The following is a 14,359-nucleotide window of genomic DNA, read 5'->3' on the forward strand; positions in this document are numbered from 1 at the left end:
TTTATTTACATAGACTTTTATACAAAAGGAAATGTTGCTTTGGTGTGATTGTTTTTTACAGCGTATACAAGAGCCTTATTTGTAGCAAAAATTACCATCCGTTAAAAGGCATAATCCAAGGTTGACATTGAAAATAATTCCATGTAGTGTTTGCTAAATCTACATTTGGATCTATAAATGCTTGCAAAGGTCTATTGTTTAAGCTTTTTTTACTGATAGCAAATACTTTTACATTGTTTCCTTGTTTTTTTGCTTGATCTTTTAAATAGTGAGCATATTGCCAAATTACATCAGGATGTGTGTTTAGTAATCTTTTTTGTTTTACAGTTAAAATAGTAGGTCTGTGGTAGTATGTTCTTTGATTTGTAAGGTCTTCTATTTTGTAATAAATGGTTCCGGTGGCAGATCGTAACATCATTCTCCAACTCATTTTGTGTCCTTGTTCTGTCCAATAAGTATTTCCTTTTATAAAATGTTGTCTTAACGGTAAAAACAGTTGAAGAAGAACATAAGAAAGAATAAAAAGAGTAGTGGCAGGGTTGGTATGTTTGGTTTCTTTAGTGGTGAAATATTCTTTTTTGGGTAAAAATAGTTGTTGAACTTTTTTTGCAGGAAAAAAGAACAAAGCAAAAGAAAGGCTTAAATAAGGAAATACACCTACTTGGAACACAATAGAGTTAAAACTGTGGAAGAATATGGAAATAGCAAATCCAAAAATCCTAGTTTTTCTATGGAGAAATAAAGGAATAATCAATAAATCAAACAAAAAGCCACCATAGGCAATTCCCATGTAAAACCATTTTTTAGAAAAGTATTTTCCAATAACAGGAAAAGAGCTTTTAGGTTCTAAGGCAATTTGTGCAAATGTTCCATCAAACCAATCTGGATATATTTTGGCAATGGCACCAAAAAAATAGACACAACTTATTTGAAACATCAGTAAAAGTAAGCACCAATATTCTGTGTAAGTTTGTTGGGTTACTCTTTTGTGTTTTACATCTAAAGAAGCGTATTTGTTTGCAGGTAAAAAACACATAAGAAAACATAATAAAATCATTAAATAATAATGATTGTTGTACGAAATTTTATGCGATAAATAACAGTAAGTCCAAAGTATGGTATAACCAATAATAGAAAGTCTATAAAAATATCCTAATAAAACCCCTAGACCCAAAATACCCATAAAAATATATAGGTAATACATTCCTAAGCCATCAAGTGGTTGCAGCCATTCTAAGCCAATGTAACTAAAATGAATGCTAGGCTCTATATATGTTTTATGAATCCATCCTGTAAAAATAGAGCCCCAGGCTTCAAGCGTTAGTACCAATCCAAAAATGATTCTGAAAACAATTAGTGGACTATTGTCTGTTTTTTTAAATAAAAAATTCATAGAAAATTGTAAGATTTTAATAGGTACATTGTACCAAACAAATATATTTTTATATTTAAAAAAAACGATACAATGGATAAAAGAATAAAAGATTTTATGGAAGTTGTAAAAATTAGAAATGGTCACGAACCAGAATTTTTACAAGCAGTACAAGAAGTAGCAGAAACAGTAATTCCATATATATGCGAAAATGAAATTTATTTTGGAAAAAACATTTTATTAAGAATGGTAGAGCCCGAAAGACTAGTGTCTTTTAGAGTTTGTTGGGTAGATGATGATGGAGAAATACAAATTAATAGAGGGTATAGAGTACAAATGAACTCTGCTATTGGTCCTTATAAAGGCGGATTGCGTTTTCATCCTACGGTAAACCAAAGTGTGTTAAAATTTTTAGCCTTTGAGCAGGTTTTTAAAAATTCATTAACCACTTTGCCAATGGGAGGAGGAAAAGGAGGTTCTGATTTTGATCCTAAAGGAAAGTCTGATGATGAAATTATGCGTTTTTGTCATGCATTTATGAGTGAGTTGTTTAGACATATTGGACACGATACAGATGTACCCGCAGGAGATATTGGTGTAGGGGCTAGAGAAGTAGGGTATTTGTTTGGGATGTATAAAAAATTAAAAAATGAATTTACAGGAGTGCTAACCGGAAAAGGATTGTCTTGGGGAGGTTCTCAAATTAGACCAGAAGCTACAGGATATGGAGCTGTTTATTTTGCAGATTCTATGTTAAAAACAAAAGGAGAAGCTATTGAGGGAAAAAACATCGTAATTTCTGGTTCTGGAAATGTTGCGCAATATGCAGCAGAAAAATGTATTCAATTAGGAGGTAAAGTCTTAACAATGTCAGACTCATCAGGCTACGTATATGATGAAGATGGAATTACTCAAGAAAAATTAAATTACATAAAAGAATTAAAAAACGTAAAAAGAGGAAGAATTTCGGAATATGTTAATGAATATCCATCAGCAGTGTATTATGAGGGGCAAAAACCTTGGCAAATAAAATGTGAGATTGCATTTCCTTGTGCCACACAAAATGAATTGTTAGAAAACGATGCCAAAAGTCTAATTAATGGAGGTTGTATTTGTGTTACTGAAGGAGCTAATATGCCATGCGATATTAATGCTGTAGAAGTTTTTCATAAAGCCAAAATTTTATTTGCACCAGGAAAAGCATCTAACGCTGGTGGGGTAGCTACTTCTGGTTTGGAAATGACACAAAATGCGTTACGTTACAAATGGACAAGAGAAGAGGTTGATAAAAAACTAAAAGAAATTATGAAAGAAATACATGAATCTTGTCAAGAATATGGAGCTGAGAAAGACGGTTACATTAATTATGTAAAAGGAGCTAACATAGCTGGTTTTGTTAAAGTGGCAGATGCAATGTTGGCACAAGGAGTTATTTAAGTAAATAGTTTGTTTTTTTGTAAATGGTTTTAAAACAGGGGTTTTTCTTGTTTTAAAACCATTTGTTTCTTGTGAAAAACCATATGAGCAAATCAAAAATGATGGTTTAAAATAGCTTTGAGATAACTAACAAAAAAACAGATTATATAATGATTAAAAAACTACTATTAGTAGTTGCTTTTGCAACTACATTGTTTTCGTACGGTCAAGCAGCGGATACAAATACCATTACCAAAAGCACATCAGCAGCTAATGAATTGGTTGTTTCTACCAACGGATTTTTTTTAAACAAATTGCCAGGTGGTGGTTATGAAACAGCAACTTTAACAGTAACAAGTGTAAATGATTTTAGAACTTTAGGAGAAGGAAATGAACCTACTTATGCACAAGTGTGGTTGCCTATTAAAAACCCAGGAGCTTCAGGAAATGCATTTGCTGTAACAGGAGGACTTAAAGATTCGAACATTTCTACGAGTGTGTTAAGCGCAAACCCAAACGATGGAGATAACATGACGTTAAGAACTAGAACTTGGGTTTTAGATAAAATTGATATTAACGATGAAAGTTTGATAGCAGAAGGAACAGGTTATTCTTTAAGAGTTAGTGGTGGTGGACCTTTAGCGTTAGACAGAACAGGTTTTCCTAATACAAATATAGAAGTTGTAGAAGCATATTATCCACCCAACTATATTTCTATAAGTAATGAACAAACAGCTTTTGCAAGTGTTACTAGGGGAGAAACATTTACAATGTCGTTCAACTATACAGCTAATACGACTATTTCAGGTTTAAGATATAGAATTTTATTAGTACACCCTCCAGGAGAAAATCCAACAGAAGATCCTTACACTAACGCGGTTATAGATGATGTTACTGTTGATGATATTACCGTAACAGGAACAGAAGAAAACCAAACAGGTACTGTAACGTTTACTTTTCCAGAAGCAGAAACATTAAACGGATTAAATGTAGGAACAACTGCAGATAATGGTAGTGGGTCTCATAAATTGAATGGAAGTGATTATTATGGTTTGCAAAAATGGAATGGAACAGGTTGGGATTTTATTTCTTATAGTTTAGAATTTCCAGTAATTAATGATGCAACACTATCTTCAGGAAATTTTAAAAAAGAAGGATTGTCTATTTATCAGGATTTACAAAATGGAGTAATTACTATTTCTGATGTTTCTAGTTTTAAAACTATATATTTAAGTAATGTTTTAGGACAAATAGTAAAAACATTTAAAGCTCAAAACACATTAGATATATCTACACTACCAGCTGGTATTTACTTTTTACAAACCAATACAGGGTTAAGACAAAAAGTAGTTAAAAACTAATTCTTTTAAATTTTATGTAAAACTCCTTTGGAAATTTCTAAAGGAGTTTTTTGTTTTAAATATATAACTTGTAGTGCGTACCTTTATAAAGTGGAAAATTTACAAACAAAAACACGTAAAATTATACATGTAGATATGGATGCCTTTTTTGCATCTGTAGCGCAATTGGATTTTCCTGAACTAAGAGGAAAGCCCGTAGCAGTTGGTAGCGATGGTAAACGAGGTGTTATAGCAGCAGCTAGTTATGAGGCTAGAAAATTTGGAGTAAAGTCTGCAATGGCCGGTTCTTTGGCTAAAAAAATGTGTCCGGATTTAATTTTTGTAGGTACAGATTTTAAACGATATAAGGAAATATCAAATCAAGTAAGACAAATATTTAAAGAATATACCGATTTAATAGAGCCATTATCTTTAGATGAAGCTTATTTAGATGTAACCGAGAACAAAAAGAAAATGCAATCTGCTACTTTAATTGCCCAAGAAATTAGACAAAGAATTAAAGAGGAAACAGGCCTAAACGCATCGGCAGGAATAGCTCCTAATAAATTTGTAGCAAAAATAGCATCAGATATTAACAAGCCCAATGGCCAAAAAACTATTACACCTAACGAGGTAGTTCCTTTTTTAGAAACATTGCAAATCAGAAAGTTTTATGGGGTCGGAAAAGTGACTACTCAAAAAATGTATCAGTTGGGTATTTTTACAGGATCAGATTTAAAAAATAAAAGTTTAGAATTTTTAGAAGAACATTTTAAAAGCTCAGCACAGCATTATTACAATATTGTAAGAGGAATTCACAACAGTCCCGTACGTCCATCAAGAACTAGAAAGTCTGTAGGAGCAGAACATACTTATTTAGAAAACCTCTCGTCAGAAATATTTATTTTAGAAAAATTAAAAATCTTATCTAAAGAAGTAGCAGAAAGGTTGCTTAAAAACAATGTAAAAGGAAGAACAGTTACCTTAAAAATAAAGTATAGTGATTTTACACAAACGACACGTAGCAAAACCGGAGATTTGTTTGTGGGAAATTATGTAGATATTTTTAACATTGTAAAAGAATTATTGTTTCAAGAAAAATTAAGTAATTCTGTTAGGCTTTTAGGAATTTCAGTAAACAATTTAAACAATCAAGAACCTAGTAACTTAAAACAATATATTCAATTAAAATTAGAGCTTTAGTAAAAAGGATGTTGATTTTTTTAGGAAAAACAAGAATATAAAAAATTAATATTAAGGTGTGTAACACTATTGTGTATATGAATAAAAAAGAATTAATAGAGGTTTGTTTACAAGTAATAAATACAAGGTTAACTCAAATTCAAAAAGGAATAGATGATTACAAGGTAGATTTGTTGTCCGAAACAAAAAGTTCTGCTGGCGATAAACATGAAACTGGAAGAGCAATGATGCAGTTAGAAATGGAAAAACTAGGTCAGCAATATCAAACAGTGTTAATGCAAAAGCAAATTTTGTTAAAAATAGACAATTTGCCTACAACAACAATAAAAGTGGGGAGTTTGGTTTTGTTAAGCGGAACCTATTATTTTTTAGCAAGTAGTTTGGGAGTGGTACAGTGTAAAAATCAATCTGTAATGGTCGTTTCTATCAACTCTCCCATAGGAAAATTATTATTGGGAAAACAAGAGCATGATGAATTTACGTTTAATGGAAAAAAGTTAAGCGTAGATAAAGTATTGTAAAAACTAAAAATTTTGCCCAAATACCATAGAAAATCATTGGAAAAGTGGGCAAAATTTAAGGAGTTTATTTCTTTGGAAAATAATTAATTTTAGTTTCAACGGTTGCAAACTGACGGAACATTTCCATAACTCCACAATAGGTGTCAACAGATAGATTAACCGCTTTTTCTATTTTTTTCTCGTTTAAATTATCTCCATAAAAATTAAAGTTTACCCAAACTTTATGATAAAATTTAGGATGTTCTTCTGTCAATTCTGCTTCCACATCAATATCAAAAGTATCTACATCAATACGCATTTTTTTAATTAAAGAAGCCACGTCTATACCAGAGCAACCTGCCAAAGCAGAAAGCATTAATGCTTTAGGACGTAATCCTTTTCCTTGCCCACCTACTTCCTCAGAACCATCAATAGGTACATTTCCTCCAGGACCTTCAGATTCAAAATGGACTCCTTCTTTCCAATTTAATTTTATTTTTTGTGTTGCCATATTTCTGTATTTTAAGATGTCAAAAATAAGCAAAGTAATTGACGTACTGAAACCTACAATTGTTGAAATAAGTGGGTAGTAATAATTGCGAATCATCCGTTGTTAATTGCAATTAGGAACTCGTATATTTACTCTATGAATCAACCTTTGGCAGAGCGCATCCGACCTAAAACATTAGAAGACTACATTAGTCAACAACACCTTGTGGGTAAAACAGGAGTGTTAACCAATCATATTAATAACGGTATGATTCCGTCTTTAATTTTGTGGGGGCCTCCCGGTATTGGAAAAACAACCTTAGCAAATATAATTGCAGAAACATCTAAAAGACCCTTTTTTACACTAAGCGCAATTAATTCAGGTGTAAAAGATGTAAGAGAAGTAATAGACAAGGCTAAGCAAAGTGGAGGTTTGTTTACGACCAAAAATCCTATTTTGTTTATTGATGAAATTCATAGATTTAGCAAATCTCAGCAAGATTCATTATTAGCAGCTGTAGAAAAAGGTTGGGTTACGTTAATTGGTGCCACTACCGAAAATCCTAGTTTTGAGGTAATTCCTGCTTTGCTATCTCGTTGCCAAGTCTATATTCTAAATCCTTTTGATAAAGAAGATATGGAAGCTTTGTTGCAAAGAGCCATGGAAAAAGATGAGGTAATTGCTAAGAAAAAAGTAGTTTTAAAAGAAATAGATGCTTTGTTGCAGGTTTCTAGTGGAGATGCTAGAAAGTTGTTAAATATTTTTGAACTGATTGTGGCCTCAGAAGAAGCAGGTGTTGTGATTACCAATGAATTGGTGTTAGAAAAAGTACAGAGAAATGTAGTGAGGTACGATAAAACAGGAGAGCAACACTACGATATTGTTTCGGCTTTTATAAAATCGATTAGAGGATCAGATCCTAACGGAGCTGTTTATTGGTTAGCAAGAATGGTTGAAGGAGGAGAGGATGTAAAGTTTATAGCTCGTAGAATGTTAATATCGGCATCGGAAGATATTGGAAATGCAAACCCTACGGCATTAATTATGGCAACCAATACCTTTCAAGCGGTCACCACCATTGGTTATCCAGAAGCTAGAATACTGCTAAGCCAATGTGCTATATATTTGGCAAACTCTGCAAAAAGTAATGCCAGTTATGAGGCTATAAACAAAGCCATACAAGTAGTAAAGCAAACAGGAGATTTACCCGTTCCACTACATTTAAGAAATGCACCAACCAAATTGATGAAAGATTTAAATTACGGAGCTGATTATAAATATGCACATGCATATCCTGGTAATTTTGTGAATCAGGAATTTATGCCCGATGATTTGAAAGGAATGTCTTTATACAAGCCAGGGGTAAATGCTCGTGAAAATGAATTTAGAAAGGTGATGAAAGATAGATGGGGAGATAAATACGAAGACAATTAAAATGGGAGGTGAAAAAAGAATAGTCTATTTAACTTCGGGTCATACCGTTTATGATGATAGGATTTACTACCATATTAAACAAACTTTAGAAAAAAAAAATTACAAGGTATTTGTTTGTTCTACCTATGGTTTTACAAATAATAATCAATATAGTGTAGATGGTACCCAGTTGTCTAAAAAAGAAAAAATAGAATGGTTTTATAAGCAACTAATTTTGTTAAAACCATCTCTTGTTATTTGTGCCGAACCACTTCCTGTTTTAGCTGCCAAAAAATATAAAAAGCATTTTTCTTGTAAAATTATTTACGATGTTACAGAGTGGTATCCGTCTAAAAAAAATTTAGAAACATTATTTTTTCCTAAAAAAACAATCAAATATTTAAGTTTGTTTTTGTTGAATATATACGTTTCTTTTTTTGTAGATGGGTTTATAATAGGGGAATATTACAAGAAAAAATTATATGATATGTTATTTCCTTTTACACCTAAAGAAATGATATCGTATTATCCTCAAAAAAAATATGTTTCGTTAAAAGGCAAACAATTGCAATCCAATGTTTTTAGAATTGGTTATTCCGGAAAATTTAGCAAAGAAAAAGGATTGCATAGAGTGTTTAATGTTGCTAATTTGTTAAGGGAACAAAATCCGGATGTAAATATTCAACTAATTCTTATTGGAAAAGCTTTTGTAGAAAAAGATGAATTGTTTGTGGCTGAGTTGATAAAAATGTATCCGTTGCTTAAATTAGAAATTAAAGAAATGGTTTCTTTTGATAATTTTAGTGAATCCCTTGTAAATTTTGATATTGCGTTAGATTTAAGAGATGTTGATTGGGAAAATACTAGATGTTTGCCTATTAAAGTTTTTCATTACAATGCATGCGGAATTCCAGTGATTTATAGTCGTTTAAAAGCTCTAGAAAAAGGATATGTTGAAACTGATTTTTGCAAACTTTTACCACCTGATGAGGTTGTGCAAATAACTACCTATATTCAATCATATATAAACAATCCTAATTTGTATAGCAAAACTTCTGCAAATGCAGTAGCGCAAATTAAAGAAGCTTATTTGTGGGAGCATATAGAACAAAAATTAATAAATTTTATTCAAAAAATAGATGTGTGAAAATCAATAAAAACATTATTCAGACATTAGTTGTTAGAGGAGGAGTTGCTGTTATGAATATGGTAATTGTTTTTTTAACATTAAATGTGTTGGGAGCTTCAGGAAGAGGAAAAATAAGTCTTTTTTTAACTGATATTATGTTAATATCTATGGTAACAAGCATATTGGCTAATAGCACGGTTTCTTATCATGTTCCTAAAACCAACGTAAAACCTTTAGTAAAAATAGGGGTTTTATGGGTGTTGATGGTCTCTTTTTTTATGGGGTTTGTATTGTGTTTTTTTCATAATGAATACTTACAAAGGCATTTGTTTCCTATATCGTTTCTTTTAGGATGGATTACTCTAAATCAAATGATTTTAATAGGAAAAGAAAAAATAAAAATGTACAATATTATTTTTGTATTGGATCCTTTTTGTAGAATGATTGTTTTGCTTTTAGGTTTTTATGTTTTTAATATTACTTCTTTAACTGTATTTTTAATAGCCATGTACGTTTCTTTAGGAATAAGCCTTGTTGTGTCTATGTTGTTTGTTTTTCAAATAATTTACAAAGATGATAGAAAGGTGGAAATAAAATCTAAAGAAATTTTTAAATATGGTATAGGTACAGAAATTAGTTCTTTTATTCAGTTTTTTAATTACAGATTGCTATTTTATGTGGTCTTTTATCAGTTAGGTTCGGTAGAATTGGGGTGGTTTTCTGTAGCGGTATCTATTACAGAGTCTTTGTGGATTATTTCTAGGAGTATAACCGTAAATCAATATTCAAAAATATTAAATACAACCAGCAAATTAATACAAAGAACAATTACAAATAAAAGCGCAAAATTGTCTTTTGGACTTACAATGGTAGCTGTTGTATTGTTACTAGGTTTGCCTAAATCTGTTCTAGAGTTGGTTATTAAGGAAGATGTGGCTAATATTCAGCAAATTATATGGGTTTTGTGTCCGGGAGTTTTAATGATTGCTGTCTCAAATGTTTGGGGACATTATTTTTCGGGTAGGGGAAAGTATCAAATAAACAACATAAAATCTTTTGTAGGCTTTGTGTTAATGCTATCTGCAGCCTATGTTTTTACTCCTATTATGGGAATTACAGGAGTTGTGTTAGCAATGTTATTGGGGTATTTGGGTTCTTCGGCAACCTTGTTCGTTTTTTATATAAGAGATAGTAAGGTTAAATAGACTAAAATTTCTTAGCAAACAAGTAGTAAGTCTCCAGCTCACTTCCAAAACTTTTAAAAAACGAAGCTATTCCCGGATGCATAGATCCTTCAAAATCTAAAAAAATATTGGTTCCGGAGTAAGATTTTATCATAGAATCTAATATGGCTGTGTTTCCCTGTGCTTTGTTTCCTTTTGTGTTGTTTGCAGAAAACACATAATAAATTCTTTGTTTGTGTTTAAAGAATAAAGAACCAGAAATAAGCTGTTGGTTTTCATCTAACACACCCATAGTAATAGGGTTTAGTTTTTGTTCTAAAGCTAGTTTTTTAAGTTTTATATAATCTTGTTGATGTATGTTTAGTTCATCAGCATAGTTTTCTTTAAACAGTTCAATAATTTTTTGAATATCTATGTGTTGTTGAATTTGATGTTTTGTTTTTTTAAATTTTTTCAATCGATCTTTTCTGTCTTTTCGATAATGTTTCAAAAGAGTTTCGTAGGAATTGTTCAAACTTAACACATAATTATTTTTTGTAGTAAATAATTTAGAATGACAATGACTATTAAATTGAATGGTTGTTTTTAAAAACGTTTTAGGAATGGCAGAAACAAAGTGATGAACTAAGTTAGATGTAATTTTTTGCGATGAAAAAACACCCAATTGTTGTGTCCAACAAGGAGGGTAAATGTATTTAATAAAATATTTACTTTTCCAAGGCAGAGGCATTACAGCTTCATAATCATTTAGAATTAGAGCATCCCAATTATCAGCAACAATGTCTAAATAAAAACTAAGAGCATAAATTCTTGAGTTGCTTGCGTTTTGAATACAAGCATCATATTTTTGAGTGTTTAAGTTGTTTCTTTTTACGTAACAAATCCTCATTCCTTAACACAATTTAAGACCTCTTCATAAAAATCATCCCAATATTTCCAGTCTCCAAAATTTGAAAGACAATCATTGTGAAAAACAGAAATTAAAGTCCCGTTAACTTGTTTTACCATGTTGGTAACATGGTTTATTTTCATTAGTGCTTGTTTGGGACTTAGTTGTAGGTTAAATCGTAATGTGCTGTCTATAAAAGCATAAGGATATACTTTTAAAGGGGTTTGAATTTCAAAATCTAAATCGTAAAAATAAAAAGGAGTACAGGTACTTGCTCTAAAACCTATGTGTTTTAAATACCCCATAGAATAATCTTCGGTAATATCTAAATCAATTAATTTTTGGTAGGTTTCTGGAAGTTTATTTCTACCAAAGTGTTGTCTAGATAATTGTGTTGGTGTATTTATAATGTGAGACAACCTATCAGATTCTTTTCTTAGTTTTTCGTCATCATCCATTGTAAAATAAGAACTTAGTAATCCAACTTTGGCATAATCTGCAATAGATTTAATAAGTAAATGATATTTTCTTTTGGTAAACGCTACATTGTTGTCGTAAGTGGTGTAGTTAGAAATTAAAAAAAAGAATATTGTTTTAATATGGTACTTTTTATGAAGAGCCATAATTTTATCAAACGTATTATAAGGATCTTCTTTGATTCTTAAAAAGACTGCAATACGCACCCATACTTCATAAAGTTTAAAAGTAAAAAAGTCATAAACTCCCCCCACAATGTTTCTAATCACACCTTTGCATCTGTACAAAAAAGTTTGGTTAATGCTGAATGTTGAAATGTATTTGTAGGTATTGGGTTGATGAACGTACTCAGGATATTTTTCTTTTAAAGCTTTTAATAGTTTGTAAGCCCAAACATCTATAATTGGTTTTTCTAAAAAATTGTTTTGATAAGCAATGCTTTCCTCTGCCGGATAGCATTCATTTTCATCTAACACACAAGGTAAATATTCTTCGTATCTACTTAACAAATAAAAGCTAGCAGCAAAAATATCAAAAGGAATTACAGATTTTTTTCCTGTGCTAAAAAAACAAGGGGTACTGTCCCACTGAGACATGGTAATTTCTATATCGTTAATACCTTGTTCAAACAACAAACCATGACTCTGTATAAAAAATTCACTTCCAAGAGGACTTTTCGCATAAGTCATTTTTAAACTATCATGAGCCACAAACTCTTCTATGGTAGAAGTAAATTTTATTGGAATGTTTAAAATACGAACAAAAATATGCTTAAAAATATAGCTTACTCTTGGAGTTATTTTTTGTGTATATATTAATAATTCTTCGCTCATGGTTGGTTTATAGAATTCCCTCGTCTGCAAAGCTAAAATAAGCTTTTTGTGTGATTATTAAATGATCCAAAACTTTTATGTCTAATGTAGCAGCTGCATTTTTAATTTTTTGAGTTATTTGTTTGTCTGCTTGACTAGGTTGTAGTTTGCCAGATGGATGATTGTGACCTAAAATAATTGCAGTAGAAAGTAACTCTAAACACTTTTTAAAAATAATCCGTAAATCTACCAAAGTTCCTGTAAGTCCTCCTTTGCTAATTAATTGTTTTTCTAACACTTTGTTGCTATTGTTTATGTGTAGAATCCAAAATTCTTCGTGTGGCAAATCTCCCAAAATAGGTTCAAAAATGGCAAACACATCTTTGCTACAACTAATTTTAGGAACCGCCAATGCAGCAGACAAACGTTGTCTTTTTCCAAGAGCCAAAGCAGTAACAATGCTTATTGCCTTGGCTTCTCCAATACCTTTAAAGGTCATTAACTCATTAATGCTAGCTTTGGTTAATACGTTTAGATTGTTGTTAAAATGATTGAGAATTTTTTTAGAAAGTTCTACAGCAGATTCGTTTTTGTTTCCAGAACCTATTAAAATAGCTAAAAGTTCTGAGTCCGAAAGAGAATCTACCCCTTTTAGTATCAATTTTTCTCTAGGCCTATCGGCTTCGTTCCACTCTTTTATAGTTAATGGTTTTATATCTTGTTTCATAGCGCTTTATTTGTGACAGATACTAATTAAATGTAATATATTTGTAGCAAATATTCAGGTATGAAGATTATAATTGCTGGAGCAGGAGAAATTGGTTACCATCTTGCAAAGCTGTTGTCTATGGAGGCACATGATATTTTTGTGATAGATCAAAATACACAAAGACTAAATCATCTTAACACACACATTGATGTGTTTACAAAAAAAGGAGATGCAGCATCTATTCAAGTTTTAAAGGAAGTTGGAATTAGTGATGCAGATTTATTAGTAGCCGTAACAGAATCTCAAAACACCAACTTAACCATAGCAGGTATTGGTAAAAAACTAGGTGTTAAAAAAACCATAGCCCGTATTTCTAATACAGAATATATTAAAACCAAAGAAATTAATTTTTCTGATGTTGGTATTGATTATATGATTTCTCCCGAGGAATTAGCAGCTAATGAAATAGAAATTTTAGTTAAAGAAACCGCTTTTAATGATAAGTTTGATTTTGAAAAAGGAGAATTAAGCGTTTTAGGAGCAAAACTATCAGAAGAATCTCAAATTGTAGGAACCACTGTTCAGGAAATAAATTCAAAATTTAACTTTGATTTTATTGTAATTGCCATAAAGAGAGATACCTCTAACGAAATTGTAATTCCAAGAGGAAACACCGTTTTTCAATTAAACGATCAGGTGTATTTTTCTGTGCCTAGAGAAAGTTTAAGCAAAGTTCATTTATTGGTAGATAAAGAAAAAGTTGGAATTAAAGATGTAATGATTCTTGGTGGTGGTAGAATTGGTCAAAAAATATCAAGACGACTTTGTGGAAAAAGTTTACGAGTAAAAATGATTGAAAGTAACAGAGACAAATGTTTTGATTTATCTGATGATTTAAAAAACACTTTGGTTATTCATGGAGATGGTAGAGATATAGAACTTTTAGAAGAAGAATCTTTAAGCAATATGGATGCTTTTATTGCCGTATCTGGAAACTCAGAAACCAATATTATGACCAGTTTGGTGGCAAAATCTAAAGGAGTTAAAAAAACCATTGCTTTGGTAGAGAATATGAATTATATGGATATTTCTCAATCTATAGGAATAGATACTTTAATCAATAAAAAAATATTAGCTGCAAGTGCCATTTTTAGGCATGTTCGTAAAGGACGAGTTTTAGCTTTGGCCAATTTACACAACGTAGAGGCAGAGGTACTAGAGTTTTTTGTAAGAAGAAATACCAAAATAACCGAAGCTAAAATAAAAGATTTAAACTTACCCGAAAATTCTGTCTTAGGAGGAGTTGTTAGAAAAGGAAAAGCATTAATGACCTATGGTGATTTTACCATTTTACCAGGTGATAGAGCTATTGTTTTTTGTTTGCCAGATGCCATTTCTCAAGTAGAAAAGTTTTTTAACAACTAA

At 31.2% G+C, this 14,359-nt stretch carries 13 protein-coding genes; 8 read left to right on the forward strand and 5 right to left on the reverse strand.

Translation table 11 applies throughout. The annotated features are described in order from the left end of the window. Positions 1 to 91 precede the first annotated feature (91 nt). Positions 92 to 1,393: an HTTM domain-containing protein gene (locus tag ACY2IJ_RS10775; protein WP_476724374.1), complete on the reverse strand. Its 1,302-nt coding sequence runs from the start codon at positions 1,391 to 1,393 to the stop codon at positions 92 to 94. A gap of 72 nt (positions 1,394 to 1,465) precedes the next feature. On the opposite strand from ACY2IJ_RS10775, the gene gdhA reads away from it, so the two are divergent. The 4 genes from gdhA to ACY2IJ_RS10795 all read left to right on the forward strand — a co-directional run bounded on the left by gdhA (position 1,466) and on the right by ACY2IJ_RS10795 (position 5,852). After that, positions 1,466 to 2,809, forward strand: coding sequence for an NADP-specific glutamate dehydrogenase (gene gdhA, locus ACY2IJ_RS10780; protein ID WP_476724375.1), 1,344 nt, complete (start codon positions 1,466 to 1,468; stop codon positions 2,807 to 2,809). Between the two features lie 149 nt (positions 2,810 to 2,958). Beyond that, on the forward strand, positions 2,959 to 4,149 hold the full coding sequence (locus ACY2IJ_RS10785) for a T9SS type A sorting domain-containing protein (RefSeq protein ID WP_476724376.1): 1,191 nt from the start codon (positions 2,959 to 2,961) through the stop codon (positions 4,147 to 4,149). 90 nt (positions 4,150 to 4,239) lie between these two features. Continuing rightward, positions 4,240 to 5,331: a DNA polymerase IV gene (dinB, locus tag ACY2IJ_RS10790; RefSeq protein ID WP_476724377.1), complete on the forward strand. Its 1,092-nt coding sequence runs from the start codon at positions 4,240 to 4,242 to the stop codon at positions 5,329 to 5,331. 77 nt (positions 5,332 to 5,408) lie between these two features. Further along, positions 5,409 to 5,852, forward strand: a complete 444-nt coding sequence (locus tag ACY2IJ_RS10795) for a 3-oxoacyl-ACP synthase (RefSeq protein WP_476724378.1) — start codon at positions 5,409 to 5,411, stop codon at positions 5,850 to 5,852. A gap of 64 nt (positions 5,853 to 5,916) precedes the next feature. On the opposite strand, the gene ACY2IJ_RS10800 is transcribed toward ACY2IJ_RS10795, so the two are convergent. Next, positions 5,917 to 6,342, reverse strand: coding sequence for an OsmC family protein (locus ACY2IJ_RS10800; RefSeq protein ID WP_476724379.1), 426 nt, complete (start codon positions 6,340 to 6,342; stop codon positions 5,917 to 5,919). 135 nt (positions 6,343 to 6,477) lie between these two features. On the opposite strand from ACY2IJ_RS10800, the gene ACY2IJ_RS10805 reads away from it, so the two are divergent. Genes ACY2IJ_RS10805 through ACY2IJ_RS10815 form a run of 3 tightly spaced genes read left to right on the forward strand, consistent with a single transcriptional unit; the run spans position 6,478 to position 10,068 of the window. Continuing rightward, positions 6,478 to 7,755: a replication-associated recombination protein A gene (locus tag ACY2IJ_RS10805; RefSeq protein WP_476724380.1), complete on the forward strand. Its 1,278-nt coding sequence runs from the start codon at positions 6,478 to 6,480 to the stop codon at positions 7,753 to 7,755. 1 nt (position 7,756) lies between these two features. Then, a complete protein-coding gene (locus ACY2IJ_RS10810; protein ID WP_476724381.1) occupies positions 7,757 to 8,881 on the forward strand; it encodes a glycosyltransferase in 1,125 nt (374 codons plus the stop codon). Further along, positions 8,878 to 10,068 (forward strand): lipopolysaccharide biosynthesis protein, encoded by a 1,191-nt coding sequence (locus ACY2IJ_RS10815; RefSeq protein WP_476724382.1) that lies wholly within the window; start codon positions 8,878 to 8,880, stop codon positions 10,066 to 10,068. Before ACY2IJ_RS10810 ends, ACY2IJ_RS10815 begins: the two co-directional genes overlap by 4 nt. 1 nt (position 10,069) lies before the next feature. Here the strand turns inward: ACY2IJ_RS10815 and ACY2IJ_RS10820 are convergent, their stop codons facing one another. The 3 genes from ACY2IJ_RS10820 to radC are packed head-to-tail and all read right to left on the reverse strand — an operon-like array spanning position 10,070 to position 12,952. Further along, the gene (locus ACY2IJ_RS10820) at positions 10,070 to 10,936 is read right to left on the reverse strand and encodes a hypothetical protein (RefSeq protein ID WP_476724383.1); all 867 of its coding nucleotides are present in this window, start codon (positions 10,934 to 10,936) and stop codon (positions 10,070 to 10,072) included. Further along, positions 10,933 to 12,246 carry a polysaccharide deacetylase family protein gene (locus tag ACY2IJ_RS10825; protein ID WP_476724384.1) on the reverse strand — a complete coding sequence of 438 codons (1,314 nt, stop codon included), beginning with the start codon at positions 12,244 to 12,246 and terminating at the stop codon, positions 10,933 to 10,935. The genes ACY2IJ_RS10820 and ACY2IJ_RS10825 overlap by 4 nt, the downstream gene beginning before the upstream one ends. Positions 12,247 to 12,253: 7 nt before the next feature. Beyond that, positions 12,254 to 12,952, reverse strand: a complete 699-nt coding sequence (gene radC, locus ACY2IJ_RS10830) for a RadC family protein (RefSeq protein ID WP_476724385.1) — start codon at positions 12,950 to 12,952, stop codon at positions 12,254 to 12,256. A gap of 60 nt (positions 12,953 to 13,012) precedes the next feature. Here radC and trkA point away from each other — a divergent pair, with 60 nt between their 5' ends. Continuing rightward, positions 13,013 to 14,359: a Trk system potassium transporter TrkA gene (gene trkA / locus ACY2IJ_RS10835; protein WP_476724386.1), complete on the forward strand. Its 1,347-nt coding sequence runs from the start codon at positions 13,013 to 13,015 to the stop codon at positions 14,357 to 14,359.

This window comes from Wenyingzhuangia gracilariae, from assembly GCF_056387575.1.